Consider the following 17,100-nt stretch of genomic DNA (forward strand, 5'->3'; position numbering starts at 1 on the left):
CGGAAAAAATACCCCCAAACCGAGGTTCAGGAAAGCCGCGGTCCACCCGGAGGACCCGCTTTAAAGCTCTTCCTTGATCGGGAGCACACGCAGCACGCCGATCCCCAGATGTTGCAGCGGGCCCATGTCGGGCTCGCGGTCGTACACCACCAGCTGTCCCTTCTCGCGCGTGGTCCAGGTCAGGCGCGGATTGCCGCCGTCGCCATCGGTCTGCAGCCCGACGCGGTAAGCCATGTCGAGCAGGCCGTCTTCGGTGGACCGGGTCATGCGCTCGGCCAGCGCCGGGCTGTCGAGCACCACGCCCATCTCGGTATTCAGCTTGGCCGAGCGCGGGTCCATGTTGAGCGAGCCGATAAAGACCAGGCGCCGGTCGACGATGTAGTTCTTGGCGTGCAGGCTGGCGCGGCTGGACGACAGCCAGGCGCGCGAGCGTGAGCCGCGTGCGGCCTTGCCGCGGTTGGCCAGCTCGGCGTAGGCGCTGGGCTTGAGCTCGTACAGCTCCACGCCGGCGGCGACCAGCGCCCGGCGGTGCGGTGCGTAGCCCGCGTGCACCGGGCTGACATCGGTGGCGGCAAACGAGTTGGTCAGGATGCGCACGCGGATGCCGCGTCGCGCCAGCGCGATCAGCCAGGCTTCGCCGTCATCGTCGGGCACGAAGTAGGGCGAGATCAGCAACACCTCCTTCTGCGCGTTGCTGATCATCTTCTCCAGCCGGGCAGTGGCGTGGCCCGGATCGTCGTCGGTCTGGTGGGTGATCTTGGCCGCCTTGTCCGAGACCACCACGGCCTTGCCATAGTAGCCGGGCATATGGCCGCTCTCGATCCCCTTGGCCAGGCCAGAATCCAGCAACTCCTGCACGTAGGGGCTGGCCACGGCCTGGTCGCCGCGCGCCTCCAGCCGTTTGCGCAGGCTGCGCATTTCCACCGGCGCTTCCTTGCCTGCCGGGATCAGCGCCACCACGGGATAGGAAGACGCGTCATTCCAGTATTCGTCGAACACCGCCGACACCTGCGGCACCGCCGGCCCGGCCACCAGCACGTCGAGGTCGCTGAAGTCCATGTCGTTGCGCGCCGAGAAATACGCGTCGCCGACATTGCGCCCGCCCAGCAGCGTGATCTGGTTGTCCACCGTCATCGACTTGTTGTGCATGCGCCGGTCGAGGCGGTTGAATCCCACGAGCATTTCCAGCCAGCGCACGCTGCGGTTGGCAAACGGGTTGAACAGCCGCACTTCGATATTCGGATGCGAATCGATCGCCGACAGGACCTTGTCGAGTCCGCCGGTATGCAGGTCGTCGAGCAGCATGCGCACGCGCACGCCGCGGTCGGCCGCATCCAGGATGTCGCCCAGCACGGCCGCGCCGGTGCCGGTCGGCTCGAAGATATAGGTCTGCAGGTCCAGGCTGCGCTGCGCCGCGCGCGCCATCGCCAGGCGCGCGGCGAGCGCGTCGGGACCGGACTGCAGCGGGTAGAACAGCGACTCGCCCGGGCGCTTGGCCAGGCGCGGCGCCAGCACCTTGCCCAGCGGCGTGTCGCTGGTATTGGCCGGGGCAGTCGACGGGGTGCGCTCCGCCTGCGCCGGCAGGCTGGCGCAGCCGCCCAGCACCGCGATGCCAAACAGGCCGGCCAGCGCGATCGCGGCCAGCCGGGTCGCGCGCCGGCACCAGCCGGCGCCGGCACGCGCCGCGGCGATCGGCCGCCGGGCGTCGAACGGAACCTCGCTGTGCGTCTGGAACATCCGTCAGTCTCCCTGCGCCGGTGAATGAAGGAACGGGGATGGGCCGGTGGCCGGGTCCTCGCACCGGCCGGCGTGCAGCGCCTGCTACCTCGCAAGATATACCCCGCGCGCCGGCCCCGGCAGCGGTGCCATTCCTGTCCGCGCCGGGAGTTTGTCCTACACCGCAACGTGGCCAACGAGCGGGCCGGCGGGCAGGCCGGCATGCGGCGGCGAGGGCGGCACTTGACGCAGGGCACCCGTGCCAGGCGGGCGGCAGCGGCTTTCCCTGCACAGCGATTTCTCTTATGATGCCGCCCAATATACCGGCCGGTAGCACCGGGAGGAGGCCCTGCGGCATGTGTCGCCGCCCGCGCGGCTGGCGGCCTGGCGCAGCTTGCGGCCGCCCGGCGATGCCGGCATAGTTGCGCGCCTTCGCGCCCCTTTGCGTCCCTTCGTGGCTTGTACCGCACGGCGCGCCCAGACCGGATTCCGATGTCGACACAACCCTCCCAGCCCTCCTCCGCCGGCGCACCCGCGCCCACGCTGCGCCGCACGCTGCGCGCCCGCCATCTCACCATGATCGCCATCGGCGGCTCGATCGGCACCGGACTGTTCGTGGCCTCGGGTGCCACCATCGCGCAGGCCGGGCCCGGCGGCGCGCTCGCCGCCTATATCCTGATCGGCGCGATGGTCTATTTCCTGATGACCAGCCTGGGCGAACTGGCGGCCTATATGCCGGTGTCGGGCTCGTTCGCCACCTATGGCGCGCGCTATGTCGACGAGGGCTTCGGCTTCGCGCTGGGCTGGAACTACTGGTACAACTGGGCCGTGACCATCGCGGTGGAGCTGGCCGCGGCGCAGCTGGTGATGCAGTACTGGTTCCCCGACACGCCCGGCGTGCTGTGGAGCGCGCTGTTTCTGGGGCTGATGTTCGCGCTCAATGCGATCTCGGTGCGCGGCTTCGGCGAGGCCGAATACTGGTGCGCGCTGGTCAAGGTGGTGACGGTGGTGGCCTTTATCGGCATTGGCACGCTGATGATCTTCGGCATCCTGCGCGGCGACATGGCGGCCAGCCACGGCCTGGCCAACCTGACCACCGGCGATGCGCCCTTCGTCGGCGGGCTGCCCGCGCTGATCGGCGTGGCCATGATTGCCGGCTTCTCGTTCCAGGGCACCGAGCTGATCGGCGTCGCCGCCGGCGAATCGGCCGATCCGGCCAGGAACATCCCGCGCGCCGTGCGCCAGGTGTTCTGGCGCATCCTGCTGTTCTATGTGCTGGCGATCCTGATCATCGGCATCCTGATTCCCTACACCGACCCGAGCCTGCTCAAGAGCGACGTGCAGACCGTGGGCGTAAGCCCGTTCACGCTGGTGTTCCGCCATGCGGGCCTGGCCTTTGCCGCCGGCGTGATGAACGCGGTGATCCTGACCGCGGTGCTGTCGGCCGGCAACTCCGGCATGTATGCCTCGACCCGCATGCTGTACAACCTGGCCACCGAGGGCCGCGCGCCGCGCGTGTTTGCCCGGCTGACGCGCAACGGCGTGCCGCTGGTGGCGCTGCTGGCCACCACCGCGGTCGGTGCGCTGTGCTTCCTGACCTCGCTGTTCGAAAGCAAGTCGGTGTACCTGTGGCTGCTGAACCTGTCGGGCATGACCGGCTTCATTGCCTGGCTCGGCATCGCCGTCAGCCATTACCGCTTCCGCAAGGGCTTTGTCGCCCAGGGGCATGACCTGGACCGGCTGCCCTATCGCTCGCCGTTCTTCCCCTACGGGCCGATCTTTGCCTTCGGGCTGTGCCTGGTCGTGACGCTGGGCCAGAACTACCAGGCCTTTACCAGCGGCAAGATCGACTGGGTCAGCGTGACCGCCACCTATATCGGCATCCCGATCTTCCTGCTGATCTGGCTGGGCTACCGCATCGCGCGCAAGACGCGCTTCGTGCCCTATGCCGAGATGGAATTCCCCGCGCTGCCGGCCCGCGATGCCGCCATAACGTGCACCGCCGTGCCGGCGGCCGGTGAATAGGCGCCGTTCCCGGGCGCCTGGCAATCCGCAGTAACAAGCAAAAAAGCACAACAACAAGGAGCATCGCTTTGAAGAAAGCAATCCGCATCAGCCTGCTGGCGCTTGGCGCCGGCATGGCCCTGGGCCTGCCCGCGCACGCCGCGCCCACGCTGGTGGAATCGGTGCAGGGCTATACCCTGCAGCAGGACAAGGTCACCCGCTTCACCGGGCTGGTATTCGACCAGGGCAAGGTGCTGGCCACCGGCGACGCCGCCGCCCTGCGCGCGCAGTATCCGGGCGCGCAGCGCATCGACGGCCAGGGCAAGACCCTGCTGCCGGGCCTGATCGATGCCCACGGCCACGTGTTCCGCCTGGGCTTCAAGACCACCGAGATCTCGCTGTCGGGCACGCGCACGCTGGCCGAAGCGCAGGGCATGATCCGCGCCTATGGCGACAAGAACCCGCAGCGCAAGTGGCTGCTGGGCTATGGCTGGAACCAGGTGAACTGGAAGCTGGGCCGCTTCCCGACCGCCGCCGAGCTCGACGCCGCGGTGTCGGACCGCCCGGTGCGGCTGGTGCGCGTCGACGGCCACGCCGCGTGGTTGAACACCAAGGCGCTGCAGGCCGCCGGCATCACGCGCGACACCAGGGATCCGGCCGGCGGGCGCATCGAGCGCGATGCCAGCGGCAACCCCACCGGCGTGCTGGTCGACAAGGCCATGGCGCTGGTCAACAACGTGATCCCGCCGTACAGCGACGACGACCGACGCGCCGCGCTGGCCGCCGCGCTGGCCCACATGAACGCGCTCGGCCTGACCGCCGCCGGCGACGCCGGCGTGACCGTCGCCGAAGACCGGATCTACCGCGAGTTCGCCGACCAGGGCAAGCTGACCACCCGCATCTACGGCATGATCCGCGACACCGGCGACGACTTCAAGACGCTGTCGGCCAACGGTCCGCTGTCGGGCTACGGCAACGATCGCTACTACCTGCGCGCGGTCAAGCTGTACGGCGACGGCGCGCTCGGCAGCCGCGGCGCGGCGCTGATGGCACCGTACTCGGACGACCACGTGCACAGCGGCCTGCTGTTCATGAGCGATGCCGCGATGCAGGCCGCGGTCAAGACCGCGATCAAGGCCGGCTACCAGGTCAATATCCACGCCATCGGCGACGCCACCAACCACCAGGTGCTTGACGCCGTGGAAGCGGCGTACAAGGACGTGGGCGGGCGCGCACTACGCAACCGCGTCGAGCACGCACAGGTGATCGCGCTGCCGGACATCCCGCGCTTCAAGTCGCTGGACCTGATCGCATCGATGCAGCCCACGCACGCGACCAGCGACATGAACATGGCCGAAGACCGCGTCGGCAAGGACCGCATCAAGGGCGCCTACGCCTGGCAGACGCTGCTCAGGCAAGGCACCGTGATCGCGGGCGGTTCGGACTTTCCGGTGGAATCGGCCAACCCGTTCTACGGCCTGCACGCCGCGGTGACCCGCACCGACCATGAAGGCCGCCCGATCAAGGGCTGGCATGCAGAGGAAGCCATGACCCTGCCGCAGGCCTTCCGCGCCTTCACGCTGAACGCGGCCTACGCCCAGCACCAGGAGAAGACGCTGGGCTCGCTCGAGCCCGGCAAGTGGGCGGACTTTATCCTGGTCGACCAGGACGTGTTCAAGGTCAAGCCTGCCGATATCTGGAAGACGCAGGTGCTGCAGACGTGGGTGGCCGGCGAGCGCGTGTACGCGAAGGACGGCAAACGGTAATCACGCGGTAGTGCACCAGTGGCCTGCCCGTACGGGCAGGCTGCGGCGTGACAAGCGCGGCACCGTAAGGGTGCCGCTTTTTTTTTGAAGCGCGCCTCAAATCCACTGGTCGTTGTCGACCGTACGCTCGCCCGCCGGACCGTCGCCCGTGTTGACCACGCCGCGCGGCTCGATCAGCAGCAGCTTCACTTCCGCGTCAGCGCGGGGCTTGTGCTCGACGCCCTTCGGCACCACCGCCATCTGGCCGGGCCGCAGCACGATCGAACCGTCGCCCGCGGGCCCCTGCCGGAAATCGATGCGCAACTCGCCTTCGAGGACGATGAAGGTCTCGTCGGTGTCGGCATGCCGGTGCCACTCGAACTCGCCTTCGACCTTCACGACCTTGAACTGGTAGTCGTTCATTTCCGCGACGACGCGCGGTTGCCAGTGTCCGTCGATCTGCGCGATCTTGCGGACCAGGTCAATGCTCTGGCACTGGCCGCGGCCGGCCGGTGCGCGGGAATGGCTAGCGGATTGGGACATGGTTCTCTCCGTTCACAAGTTGACGGTTGAGGATACGCATGCGCATTGCGGTTGTATTGAACGATCGTGGGAGATTCTCAGGCGCCCCGGATGCTTCCCGCGACTTGCAGCCAGCGCCCCGGCGTCAGCCCGAAGGTCTTGGCGAAGTGCCGCGTCATGTGACTCTGGTCGGCGAAACCCGCCGCCGCGGCCGCGTCAGCCAGCGACCTGCCCGCGAGCAGCAGGTGGCGCACCGCATCGAGGCGGCGCATGGTCAGATAGCGATACGGGCTGGTGCCGTAGAACGTGCGGAAGTCGTGCGACAGGCTCCAGCGGTCGCGCCCCGTCGCGGCTTCGAGCTCGTCCAGCGTGACCACGCGCGTGCAGTTGGCATGCAGATACTCGCGTGCACGGCACGCGGCCAGATAGTCGCCCCGGGACCGCCGCGCGGGTGTGCCGGCGACGGCGGCCAGCGCATGCGCCAGGTCGGCCAGTGCATCGCTCTGCTCGAGCGGCTCGAGCGTGCAGCCGACATGCTGCAGCAGTGCCTCGGTGGCCGCCGCGAGGCGCGGGTCCGTCGTGACGCCGCCTTCGAGGAACGGCAGCGCGCGCCCGCCCAGCACGTTCTGGAACAGCACCGGCTCGACGTAGATCATCCGGTAGCGGAAGCCTTCGTCGGTGCCTGCCTGGCCATCGTGCGGTTCGTCGGGATGCAGCACGATGGTGTTGCCGGGCAGGCTGTCTCGCTGGCTGCGCCGATAGCTGAAACGCTGCACCCCAGCAAGCGTGCGACCGATCGCGTAGGTATCGTGGCGGTGCAGGGCATACGCCTTGCCGTGAAACCACGCTTCGATACGCTCGACGCCTTCCGTCGGCCTGGCGTGCCGCACCCAGTCGGAGCGTGAGAGGGAGGCTGGTCGGTTCATGGTGTAGGGCGTGGGTCGCTTGCGGGGTCCGCGCTGGCGCACGGATCATCGGTGCGGTGCAGGGCCGCCTGCGGCATTGTCGCACGGCACATGCGGCGAGCCGGCGACTTCGATGCCCCCCGTTACCGCTTTGTCAGCGGTCCTGCCCCGTCCGAAAGTACCGCCCTCACGGCAGCGGCGGCTTGGGCAGGCGCGTCTCGCCCGGCTCCAGCTTCAGCTCGACATCGAGGCGAAAGCCCCCGTTGCCGTCCGGCTCGAAATCGCGCAGCAGTGAACCGACCGCGCCGAACGCCGCGTCGCTGAAGGCATAAGGATCCAGCGCATCGAAGATCTGCGTGGTCAGCACCTTGTGCCCCGGCGCGATGGCGATGAAGTGCAGGTGCGCCGGGCGCATATGGTCGCGGTTCTGCAGCTTCAGCAGTTCGCCGCAGGGGCCGTCGATCGGCACGCCATATCCTGATGGCCGCACGCTGTCGAACCAGAAGCGTCCGTCGGCGTCGGTCTCGAACACGGCACGCAGGTTCATGTCTTCCTGGTGCTCGTCCTGGTTCTCGTACAGGCCGCTGGGCGCGGCCTGCCAGGTCTCGATGCGCGCGCCGGCGATGGGCGTGCCGTCGATCGACACGACGCGTCCCTGTACGAACAGCGGGTCGCCGGTGGTGTCGGGGGTGGCGATATGCGCGCCGTTGGGGCGGACCGGCTGGTTGGCGCGCCAGAACGGGCCGATCAGCGCGGGCTCGGTGCCGCCCGCGGCCAGCACGGCCTTGGCGTCCATCAGCAGCACCAGCGTGGCGAGCCCGAGGATATCCGCCAGCAGGATGCCCTCGTGCTTCTTCGGTCCGGTGGCCTGGCCAATGCGGACCATGAAGTCCAGGCCGGCGTGGAGTTCTTCATAGGTCAGCTGCACCTCGGCCGCGAACGCGTGCGCATGCCGGATCATGGCATCGAGAATGGTGCGGGTACGCGCGTCGGCGGTGCCGGCATTGGCCTTGAGCACGGCTTCCAGCAGCGCCTCGGGGGTGGCGGGAATCGATTGGGAAGCCGCCGCGGAAGCGGCGCTTGCGCGGGCTACGGAAGCAGAAGTCATGGTGTGGTCAGCTCCTGGGGGAAGTGGGGATGGAATCTGGCGCGGAGCGGGGCGTCGATGTGACGCCCCGCTGCATGCCGCAGGCGCCTGCTCGTTGACCACGCGTCCGGGGCGCCGCGGACGTTGTCAGCCTTCGGTGCGCGGCTGCGCCGTGTCTGCTCCGCCTTCCTTGATGTAGCCGTCGTCGCCGTAGACCAGGCCGGTGGATTCGGCCGCCTTGACCACGTCCGGGTGCCAGGCGATGCGGCCGCATTCTTCGTCGGTGCCGCCCACCACGGAGTAGACCACCAAAGCGTGGTCGTTGGGGTTGCGGAAGCCGCGCATCACGCCGATCGGGCACGAGATCACGTCCCACTGGTTCAGCATCAGCGAGTACTGGCCCTTCTCTCCCCAGATGACTTCCATCTGGCCGTTCAGCGGGCAGAACACTTCCTCGGTCTTGTGCGCATGCAGGCTGGCGCCCTGGCCGACCGGGATTTCGATGAAGGTCACGCCGAAACGGTGGTTGCCGGGGATCGCGGGCTCGACGCCTTTGTTCTCGAGCACGCCGCGATTCATGATCTTGTAGATGTTCTTCTTCATCCCGGGCAGGCGGCTTTCGATGAAGGTCTCGCCGTAAGGCTTGACCTTGCCCCAGCGCGCGATGCGGGTGGCTTCCATTTCCTGTGGGGTCGGATCCATATTGCTCCTCGGTGTCATGAAGTTGGGAAAACGAGAGGCGTTCGCCTCGGTTCGTGCCACTTTATGAACCGCCAACAGGCAAGTCCAACATCATTTTTCGCCGGGCGCCATAACAATCCGGTATCGGGTTTTGCGCAGGGAGACCGCGTGCGCCGGATCGCGATCCGGTCGCCCAACGCGCGCTGCGCGCGCAGCAACCGGGCACTGGCTGCGCCTGGAGCCGGCACCATCCGCCGTTGCTTTCACCACAAAGCCCAACCTTGCGCCTTGACGCCGCAGCCACGGGATAGGCATCATTCGGTTTTTTTCATAAATGCGAATTATTCGCATTTGTATTGACATTCACATACAGGCCCGCCTGTCTTCCTGCTGTTCCCTATGAGCCGCCAAGTCCTTCGCGCCGCGCGTGCGCGCGCACCCCAACCCCGCCACCTCGCCGTGCTGGCGCAACTTGCCGTGCTCGCCGGCTTTCCGGCGACGGCCGCGCTGGCGCAGCAAGCGGCGGCGCCGGCCGATGCGGCGTCGCTGCCGGCGGTGACGGTAAGCGCGTCGGCGGTGGACGATTCCGGCCTGCAGCTTGAGAAAAAGGCCAGCACCGGCGCGCTGGGTTCGCGCACGCAGCTGGACACGCCCTACTCCACCACCATCGTCACCGGCGAAGACCTGGCCGAGCGCCAGGTGGCCAAGCTCGGCGACGTGTTCACCATGGACGCGTCGGTCAGCGACAACGGCAACGGCTACAACAGCTGGTCCAGCTACCTGAGCGTGCGCGGCCTGCAGATCGACTGGCAGAACGGCTTCAAGATCAATGGCCTGCCGTTCGTGGCCTACGGCATCACGCTGCCGTACGAGCACATGGAGCAGGTGGAGCTGCTCAAGGGCCTGCCGGGGTTCATGTACGGCTTCGCCACGCCGGGCGGCATCGTCAACTACGTCACCAAGAAGCCGACCGACACCTTCACGGCGTCGTTCGAGCTGGGCTACCGCGCCGCCAATGTCTGGAGCGAGCACATCGACCTGGGCGGCCGCGCCGGCCCGGACAATATGTTCGGCTACCGCCTGAACGCGACGCACGAGGAAGGCACGCCCTACAACGCGCGCAATATCCGGCGCGACAGCGTGTCGCTGGGCCTGGACGCGCGCCTGACCAAGGACCTGACCTGGACCTTCGATTCGATCTACCAGGACCGCCGCGCCACCGGCCAGATGCCGTCGTTCAGCCTGTGGAGCTATGGCGATACGGCACTGCCGGGCGCGGTGTCCGGGCGCATCCGCAACTTCGCCGGCGCCGACCAGCACCTGAACACCAACCTGCAGCTGTACAGCACCGGCCTGCGCTACCAGATCAATCCGGACTGGGCGGTCAGCACCAGCTACAGCTTCACCAAGGTCAGCCGCAGCCGCAATGAAAGCACCTACAACCTGCTGAACCAGGCCGGCGACTACATCGACCAGCGCTACGACACCGCGCAGAACCAGCAGGTGGGGCAATGGCAGGCGATGCTGGAGGGCAAGTTCCGCACCGGCCCGTTCGGCCACCAGCTGGTCGCGGGCCTGTCGTGGCAGAAGCAGATCGACCGCTATGACAACAACGGCTTTGGCGCGGTCATCGGCACCGGCAATATCTTCGCGCCCAACACCAACACGTATTACAGCTCGACCGCCTTCAACAAGGTGTGCAACAGCGACATCACGCAGAAGTCGGTATTCGCCAGCGATACCGTGCAGCTGAGCGAGCGCTGGTCGGTGCTGGCCGGCCTGCGCGTGACCAACTTCGAGCAGAACGGCTATGTGCCGGTCACCTCCAGCTACAGCAAGAACGGCGTGGTCACGCCGACGCTGGCGCTGATGTTCAAGCCGGTGCCAACGGCCACGGTCTATGCCAGCTATGTCGAGGCGCTGGAGCCGGGCTCGATCGTGCCGGACGGCTACACCAACGCGCGTCAGCTGCTCAGCCCGATCCGCAGCAAGCAGTATGAGATCGGCGTGAAGGCCGACCAGGCTGCGTGGAGCGCGACCGCGGCCGCCTTCCGCATCGAGCGTGGCGCGGAGTACGACAGCATCAGCGGCGGCGTGCCGACGCGCCAGCAGGATGGCACCTCGATCTACCAGGGCCTGGAACTGGCGGGCGTGTACCGCCTGGGCTCGCAATGGGAGTTCGGCGCCAGCGCGATGTATCTGGATTCGTACTACGACAAGGGCGTGGCCAACAGCGGCAACCGCGTCGCCGGCGCGCCCGGCTTCATCATGGCCGGCCGCGTCAGCTACCGCGTGCCGTTCGTGCCCGGCCTGCGCCTTGGCGTCGATGGCAAATACACCGGCAGCACCAAGCTCAATGCCGGCAATACGCTCGACGCCGGCGGCTACACGGTATTCAATCTCGGCGCCAGCTACAGCACCCGTGTCGCCGGCAAGGACCTGACACTGCGCGCCGCGCTGAACAACGTGACCAACAAGCGCTACTGGGGCTTCCAGTACGAGAACTACATCCAGCCGGCGGACCCGCGCAGCATCAGTTTGACGGCGAAGATCGCGTATTGAAGTTTGCCGCACGCGCGCAATGACACCCGCTCTCTGGAGCGGGTTTTTTGTTGGTTCATGCTGTGCTTGGGGTGCGACGGTTGGTTGGTTTGTCGTGCTTGGCGGGCGTGGCTGTTTCGCCGGCGCAGCCGGCGACCTACTTCTTGGCCGAGCGCCAAGAAGTAGGCAAGAAACGCGTCGCCTATGCGGCTGGCAATCCATTCCGCGGCGTGGGTGGTTCAGGGGGTGGTGATTTCCGTTTGGCGTGGGTGCCCGTTCGAACCTGCTAACGCTATGTGAGTCAGGGGCGGTGCCTTCGATCACCCACTTTTGAACGATCCCAACAGGGTGTAGGCAGCCTGCTGCTGGCGCTATTGGTGGGACGCCTTCGGCTGCGCTGCGCGCGCTCCCTATCTCAGGTCTATTGCTCGGGCACGGAGTGCGTCGCTGCGCTCGCACGGCGCTATCGCGGGCGAACCCAAAGGCTTCTCGCATCCCGCTTGTTTTCTCCCCTCTCCCGCTTGCGGGAGAGGGGCGGGGGAGAGGGCCGGCGCATCAACGAAGTCACCCGCATCAAATCCCCACCCCCTCACATCCCCCGCCTCCCACCTTCAGGGAAAACGAATGTTGACAATCACAAATCCGTGATCTACAACATCGTCTACACACTCAATCAATTTTGTAGACAATTTAGTAGACACATAAACACCCTCCCCTGGGCGCGCCGCACAGAGCCCCGAAGGGCCGCACGTCGCCTATCGTCAAGACACACATCTGCCAGGAGACTCAGATGATGCAAACCACCGCAACACCCGCCGACGCAGCGCAGGCGCAGGGCGGGCATGCCGCACACGGCAATGCCCTGATCAAGCCCAGCTATGACGAACGCCTGACCAATGAGGACCTGGCCCCGTTGCGCAAGCAGACCTGGGGCACCTACAACATCTTTGCGTTCTGGATGTCCGACGTGCACAGCGTCGGCGGCTATATCACCGCCGGCAGCCTGTTCGCGCTGGGGCTGACCAGCTGGCAGGTGCTGGTGTCGCTGCTGGTGGGGATCGTGATCGTGCAGTATTTCTGCAACCTGGTGGCCAAGCCCAGCCAGGTGACCGGCACGCCTTATCCGGTAATCTGCCGGGCCTCGTTCGGCGTGCTCGGCGCCAATATCCCGGCCATCATCCGCGGGCTGATCGCGGTGGCGTGGTACGGCATCCAGACCTATCTCGCGTCGAGCGCCTTCCTGGTGCTGGCGCTGCACTTCTTCCCGGCACTGGCGCCATACGCCGACGTCAAGCTGCATGGCTTCGCCGGCTTGTCGACGCTCGGCTGGGCCGCCTTCATGGTGCTGTGGGTGCTGCAGGCGCTGGTGTTCTGGACCGGCATGGAGACCATCCGCAAGTTCATCGACTGGGCCGGCCCGGCGGTGTACGTGGTGATGATCGCGCTGGCGATCTGGCTGGTGAACAAGGCCGGCTGGGAGAACGTCAACTTCACCCTGAGCTTCGTCAAGTACACCGGCTGGGAAGCGGTGCCGGTGATGCTGAGCGCGATTGCGCTGGTGGTGTCGTACTTCTCCGGCCCGATGCTGAATTTCGGCGACTTCTCGCGCTATGCCAAGGATTTCAAGTCGGTCAAGCGCGGCAACTTCTGGGGCCTGCCGGTCAACTTCCTGGGCTTCTCGCTGCTGACCGTGATCACTACGTCGGCCACGCTGCCGGTGTTCGGCAAGCTGATCACCGATCCGGTCGAAACCGTCAGCCATATCGACAGCACCTTCGCCATGCTGCTGGGCGCCTTCACCTTCATGACCGCGACCATCGGCATCAATATCGTCGCCAACTTCGTCTCGCCGGCGTTCGATTTCTCCAACGTGTCGCCCAAGCACATCAGCTGGCGCACCGGCGGCATGATCGCCGCGGTGGCTTCGATCTTCATCACGCCGTGGAACCTGTACAACAACCCGCAGGTGATCCACTACACGCTGGACGTGCTGGGCGCCTTCATCGGCCCGCTGTTCGGCATCCTGATCGCCGACTACTACCTGGTGCGGCGCCAGCATGTCGAGGTCGACGACCTGTACACGCTGAACCCGCGTGGCCGCTACTGGTACCGCAACGGCTTCAACCCGGCGGCGGTGGCCACCATGATTCCCGCGGCCATCATCCCGATCCTGTGCGTGGTGGTGCCGGCCTGGCAGGCGGCGGCCAACTACAGCTGGTTTATCGGCATGGGCATCGCGCTGGTGCTGTACCGGCAGCTGGCACCGCGCATAATGCCCGGCCACTTCGGCAACCACGCCGCCAGCCAGGCGTGATCCCGACCCCCTGTTTCCACTGCACGATTCCGAGCGCACCGAACCGAGCCGCGTCCATGAAGCTGAAGATCATCAACCCCAATACTACCCAGAGCATGACCGACAAGATCGGACAGTGCGCCGCCGCCGTGGCGGCGCCCGGCACGCGCATCAGCGCGGTCAGCCCGCGCATGGGACCGGCTTCGATCGAAAGCCACTATGACGAGGCCCTGTCGGTGCCGGGCATCCTCGACGAGATCCTGGCCGGCGAGCAGGAAGGCGTGGATGGCTACGTCATCGCCTGCTTCGGCGACCCGGGCCTGTACGCCGCGCGCGAAGTGGCGCGCGGGCCGGTGATCGGCATCGCCGAGGCCGCCATGCACATGGCCAGCGTGGTCGGCAGCAGCTTCAGCGTGGTCACCACGCTGGCGCGCACCTGCAATATCGCCTGGCACCTGGCCGAGCGCTACGGCATGAAGCGCTTCTGCAACAACGTGCGCGCCTGCGACCTGCCGGTGCTGGAGCTGGAGCGCCCCGGCTCCGATGCGCGCCGCATCATCACCGAGGCCTGCCGGGTGGCTTTGGCCGAAGACCGCAGCGAGTGCATCGTGCTGGGCTGCGCCGGCATGACCGACCTGTGCGACGAGATCGCCGACGCCATCGGCGCGCCGGTGATCGACGGCGTGTCGTGCGCGGTCAAGCTGGCCGAGGCGCTGGTATCGGTACGACTGGGCACCAGCAAGCGCGGCGATTGGGCGCGGCCGCTGCCCAAGCCCTATGCCGGCATGCTGGCCCCCTATGCCCTGAACTGAACCCCATGTCTTCCCGCACTTTGTCCGCTTCCACCACCATGCTCCAGTCCCGCTATCCCCGCGACCTGATCGGTTACGGCGCCCGCCCACCGCACGCCCGCTGGCCGGGTGGCGCGCGCGTGGCGCTGCAGTTCGTGCTCAACTACGAAGAAGGCGGCGAGAACTGCGTGCTGCATGGCGACGCCGCCTCCGAGCAGTTCCTGTCCGAGATCGTCGGCGCCGCGGCCTACCCCGAGCGCCACATGAGCATGGAGGGCATCTACGAATACGGCTCGCGCGCCGGCGTCTGGCGCATCCTGCGCGAGTTCGAAAGGCGCGGCCTGCCGCTGACCATCTTCGGCGTGTCGATGGCGCTGCAGCGCCATCCGGAACTGACCCGCGCCTTCGTCGAACTGGGCCACGAGATCGCCTGCCACGGCTGGCGCTGGATCCACTACCAGAACATCGACGAAGCCACCGAGCGCAAACACATGCGCATCGGCATGCAGATCATCAAGGACCTGACCGGCGAGCTGCCGCTGGGCTGGTACACCGGCCGCGACAGTCCCAACACGCGCCGCCTGGTGGTCGAGCATGGCGGCTTCCTGTACGACTCCGATTACTACGGCGACGACCTGCCGTTCTGGACCGAGGTCGAAGTCACCGGCGGCGAGAAGAAGCCGCACCTGGTGGTGCCGTACACGCTGGATTCGAACGACATGCGCTTCGCCACGCCGCAGGGCTTCAATACCGGCGAGCAGTTCTTCCAGTACCTGAAGGACGCGTTCGACGTGCTGTACGACGAAGGCGACCCCGGCGGCCAGGACAGTCCCAAGATGCTGTCGATCGGCATGCACTGCCGCCTGCTCGGCCGTCCGGGCCGCTTCCGCGCGCTGCAGCGCTTTCTCGACTACGTGCAGGGGCACGACCAGGTGTGGATCTGCCGCCGTGTCGATATCGCCCGGCACTGGGCGCAGGTGCATCCGTTCCAGGTGGGCGACGCCGCTGCCGAAGCGCGCGCTGCCTGCAGAGAAACCGCCCCGGCCTGACCCCGCGCCGTCGCTGTCGCCATAGTTGTGTACGATATAGCCGTGTTTCGTCGCCAGTTCCGGCGACAGGCTGAATGTCCGTACCCTGATATGGCAACCACATCGAAAAAGGCGGCGCCCGGCGCCGCCGCGAAAGCCCCGCGCCGGGCGGCCACCAAGGCCGCCCCCAAAACCGTGCCCAAAGCCGCAGCGAATGCCGCCCCGGACGACGAGACCGGCCAGGAAGGCGCCGCCAGCGAGGCTTCGGCCACCGAGGCGATCTACCTGAGCCTGCTCTACGCCATCATGGAGCACCGCCTGCTGGCGGGCACCAAGCTGGTCGAGGAACGGCTGTGCGAAGTGACCGGCGCCAGCCGGGCGCGCATCCGCCAGGTGTTTGCGCGCCTGGCGCACGAGAAGCTGGTAACGCTGGTGCCCAACCGCGGCGCCTTTGTCTCCAGCCCGAGCGTGGACGAAGCGCGCGAGGTGTTCCAGGCGCGCCGCGTGGTCGAGCCCGCGCTGGCCGCCGAACTGGCACAACGCGCCACGCCCGCCAAGGTGCGCAGCCTGCGCCGCCATGCCATGGAAGAAGACAACGCGCGCGCCCGCGGCGACCGCGCGGCGATGATCCGCCTGTCGGGCGAGTTCCATATCCTGCTGGCCGAGATGGCCGGCAACGCCATCCTGGAAAAGCTGATCCGCGAGATGGTGTCGCTGACCTGCCTGATCATCACGCTGTACGACCGCCCCGGCGCGCCCGCCTGCGCCGAGCACGAGCACCGGCAGCTGATCGACGCCATCGAGCAGCGCGATGCCGCGCGTGCCAGCGCGCTGATGGCGGAACACCTGGAACACATCGAAGGCTCGCTCGACCTGAGCATGCCGGACAGCGGCGCGCCGGACTTCTACAGCATCTTCAGCAAGGGCTGATCGGGACTAGACTGCATCCAGGCCATCGCCAACCGGAGACGTGCCATGAATGCAGGCAAGCCTGCCGCCCCGCCTACCCCTCCCGCCGTGGCTCCCGCAGCGCCGCCAACGCCGCAGTTGGTGCCCACCGGCTACCGCCAGGGCATCATCACCGCCATCACCGTGCTGCTGGGCTTTTCGCTGGGGTTCTGGCGCTTCTGGGGCTTCGAAAGCCCGGGCGAATGGGACTGGCGCTCGCTGCTGGCAGCGGTGGCGCTGCTGGCCGCGGTGGTGCTGCAGATCGTCGCGCTGTTCCGCGCGCTGCGCGTCGAGGACGATGCGGTGCCGGAGTATCGCAAGACGGTGCGCTGCTTTATCGCCTCGGCCATCGCGCTGGTGATCGGCCTGGCCGCGGCGATGATCGATGCGGCGCTCGAAACCTAGGGCCCGATGATTTCGATGCTGTCGACGCGGTCCGGATAGAACGCCAGGTACGCGCCGATGGCGGCAACGGCGGCATACGGCGCCTCATAGCTCCACACCGCGTTGCGCCCGCGCTCGCCGCCGGCCGGAATGGAGAAGTAGCTGCAGTCGCCCTTGTACGGGCAGTAGGTGGCATGCGCGCTGCGCTCGAGCCGCGCCATGTCGACATGTTGGCGCGGGAGGTACTGCACCGGCGCATAGGCCGCCTCCTGCAGGGTCAGCGCCGCATCGCTGTCGGCAATCGTGAGGCCGGCCACCTTGACCACCACCCTGCCGGCGGTCGGCGTGATGGTGATGGGATGGTCGGGGCCGGGGATCCTGACGGGCTTGCCTGGCATCATCGTGCTCCTGCATGGCGGGATGCAGGACATTCTAGGCGCTTGCCGGTCAATGTG

Annotated in this window: 14 protein-coding genes; 8 read left to right on the forward strand and 6 right to left on the reverse strand. The window is 67.1% G+C overall.

Annotation, left to right across the window (positions count from 1 at the left end; genetic code table 11):
- Positions 1–60: 60 nt before the first annotated feature.
- The gene (locus tag MKD38_RS05965; RefSeq protein WP_252675210.1) at positions 61–1,737 is read right to left on the reverse strand and encodes a phospholipase D family protein; all 1,677 of its coding nucleotides are present in this window, start codon (positions 1,735–1,737) and stop codon (positions 61–63) included.
- 471 nt (positions 1,738–2,208) lie between these two features.
- Here MKD38_RS05965 and MKD38_RS05970 point away from each other — a divergent pair, with 471 nt between their 5' ends.
- Positions 2,209–3,741 carry an amino acid permease gene (locus tag MKD38_RS05970; protein ID WP_252675211.1) on the forward strand — a complete coding sequence of 511 codons (1,533 nt, stop codon included), beginning with the start codon at positions 2,209–2,211 and terminating at the stop codon, positions 3,739–3,741.
- A 68-nt stretch (positions 3,742–3,809) separates the two neighbouring features.
- Positions 3,810–5,486 (forward strand): amidohydrolase, encoded by a 1,677-nt coding sequence (locus tag MKD38_RS05975; RefSeq protein ID WP_252675212.1) that lies wholly within the window; start codon positions 3,810–3,812, stop codon positions 5,484–5,486.
- Between the two features lie 96 nt (positions 5,487–5,582).
- Here MKD38_RS05975 and MKD38_RS05980 read toward each other — a convergent pair whose 3' ends face one another.
- The 4 genes from MKD38_RS05980 to MKD38_RS05995 all read right to left on the reverse strand — a co-directional run bounded on the left by MKD38_RS05980 (position 5,583) and on the right by MKD38_RS05995 (position 8,681).
- Positions 5,583–6,008 carry a cupin domain-containing protein gene (locus MKD38_RS05980; RefSeq protein ID WP_252675213.1) on the reverse strand — a complete coding sequence of 142 codons (426 nt, stop codon included), beginning with the start codon at positions 6,006–6,008 and terminating at the stop codon, positions 5,583–5,585.
- Positions 6,009–6,085: 77 nt separating this feature from the next.
- Complete coding sequence (locus MKD38_RS05985) at positions 6,086–6,913, reverse strand: AraC family transcriptional regulator (RefSeq protein WP_252675214.1); 828 nt, start codon at positions 6,911–6,913, stop codon at positions 6,086–6,088.
- Positions 6,914–7,079: 166 nt separating this feature from the next.
- Positions 7,080–8,000 carry a dioxygenase family protein gene (locus tag MKD38_RS05990; protein WP_252675215.1) on the reverse strand — a complete coding sequence of 307 codons (921 nt, stop codon included), beginning with the start codon at positions 7,998–8,000 and terminating at the stop codon, positions 7,080–7,082.
- Positions 8,001–8,126: 126 nt separating this feature from the next.
- On the reverse strand, positions 8,127–8,681 hold the full coding sequence (locus MKD38_RS05995; protein WP_252675216.1) for a cupin domain-containing protein: 555 nt from the start codon (positions 8,679–8,681) through the stop codon (positions 8,127–8,129).
- 378 nt (positions 8,682–9,059) lie between these two features.
- Here MKD38_RS05995 and MKD38_RS06000 point away from each other — a divergent pair, with 378 nt between their 5' ends.
- From MKD38_RS06000 to MKD38_RS06025, 6 genes are all read left to right on the forward strand, one after another.
- Positions 9,060–11,222 (forward strand): TonB-dependent siderophore receptor, encoded by a 2,163-nt coding sequence (locus tag MKD38_RS06000; protein ID WP_252675217.1) that lies wholly within the window; start codon positions 9,060–9,062, stop codon positions 11,220–11,222.
- Between the two features lie 769 nt (positions 11,223–11,991).
- On the forward strand, positions 11,992–13,515 hold the full coding sequence (locus tag MKD38_RS06005; protein ID WP_252675218.1) for an NCS1 family nucleobase:cation symporter-1: 1,524 nt from the start codon (positions 11,992–11,994) through the stop codon (positions 13,513–13,515).
- A 56-nt stretch (positions 13,516–13,571) separates the two neighbouring features.
- Entirely contained in the window at positions 13,572–14,306 is a 735-nt protein-coding gene (locus tag MKD38_RS06010) for an aspartate/glutamate racemase family protein (protein WP_252675219.1), read from the forward strand.
- A 38-nt stretch (positions 14,307–14,344) separates the two neighbouring features.
- Positions 14,345–15,334: an allantoinase PuuE gene (gene puuE / locus MKD38_RS06015; protein ID WP_252675336.1), complete on the forward strand. Its 990-nt coding sequence runs from the start codon at positions 14,345–14,347 to the stop codon at positions 15,332–15,334.
- Positions 15,335–15,424: 90 nt separating this feature from the next.
- Positions 15,425–16,243, forward strand: a complete 819-nt coding sequence (locus tag MKD38_RS06020; RefSeq protein WP_256504690.1) for a GntR family transcriptional regulator — start codon at positions 15,425–15,427, stop codon at positions 16,241–16,243.
- A gap of 45 nt (positions 16,244–16,288) precedes the next feature.
- A complete protein-coding gene (locus tag MKD38_RS06025; protein ID WP_252675220.1) occupies positions 16,289–16,666 on the forward strand; it encodes a hypothetical protein in 378 nt (125 codons plus the stop codon).
- Here the strand turns inward: MKD38_RS06025 and MKD38_RS06030 are convergent.
- A complete protein-coding gene (locus MKD38_RS06030; protein WP_252675221.1) occupies positions 16,663–17,043 on the reverse strand; it encodes a DUF427 domain-containing protein in 381 nt (126 codons plus the stop codon). The genes MKD38_RS06025 and MKD38_RS06030 overlap by 4 nt on opposite strands.
- Positions 17,044–17,100 lie beyond the last annotated feature (57 nt).

It is taken from the genome of Cupriavidus sp. WGlv3, from assembly GCF_023952475.1.
GTDB lineage: Bacteria > Pseudomonadota > Gammaproteobacteria > Burkholderiales > Burkholderiaceae > Cupriavidus > Cupriavidus phytorum.

Excerpts from the sequence above, each read along its gene's own strand:
- MKD38_RS05985 (WP_252675214.1), bottom strand. The coding sequence starts at position 6,913 with ATGAACCGACCAGCCTCCCTCTCACGCTCCGACTGGGTGCGGCACGCC.
- MKD38_RS05970 (WP_252675211.1), top strand. The coding sequence starts at position 2,209 with ATGTCGACACAACCCTCCCAGCCCTCCTCCGCCGGCGCACCCGCGCCC.
- MKD38_RS05980 (WP_252675213.1), bottom strand. The coding sequence starts at position 6,008 with ATGTCCCAATCCGCTAGCCATTCCCGCGCACCGGCCGGCCGCGGCCAG.
- MKD38_RS06020 (WP_256504690.1), top strand. The coding sequence starts at position 15,425 with ATGGCAACCACATCGAAAAAGGCGGCGCCCGGCGCCGCCGCGAAAGCC.
- MKD38_RS06025 (WP_252675220.1), top strand. The coding sequence starts at position 16,289 with ATGAATGCAGGCAAGCCTGCCGCCCCGCCTACCCCTCCCGCCGTGGCT.
- MKD38_RS06010 (WP_252675219.1), top strand. The coding sequence starts at position 13,572 with ATGAAGCTGAAGATCATCAACCCCAATACTACCCAGAGCATGACCGAC.
- MKD38_RS05990 (WP_252675215.1), bottom strand. The coding sequence starts at position 8,000 with ATGACTTCTGCTTCCGTAGCCCGCGCAAGCGCCGCTTCCGCGGCGGCT.
- MKD38_RS06030 (WP_252675221.1), bottom strand. The coding sequence starts at position 17,043 with ATGCCAGGCAAGCCCGTCAGGATCCCCGGCCCCGACCATCCCATCACC.
- MKD38_RS06005 (WP_252675218.1), top strand. The coding sequence starts at position 11,992 with ATGATGCAAACCACCGCAACACCCGCCGACGCAGCGCAGGCGCAGGGC.
- MKD38_RS06000 (WP_252675217.1), top strand. The coding sequence starts at position 9,060 with ATGAGCCGCCAAGTCCTTCGCGCCGCGCGTGCGCGCGCACCCCAACCC.
- puuE (WP_252675336.1), top strand. The coding sequence starts at position 14,345 with ATGCTCCAGTCCCGCTATCCCCGCGACCTGATCGGTTACGGCGCCCGC.
- MKD38_RS05995 (WP_252675216.1), bottom strand. The coding sequence starts at position 8,681 with ATGGATCCGACCCCACAGGAAATGGAAGCCACCCGCATCGCGCGCTGG.
- MKD38_RS05965 (WP_252675210.1), bottom strand. The coding sequence starts at position 1,737 with ATGTTCCAGACGCACAGCGAGGTTCCGTTCGACGCCCGGCGGCCGATC.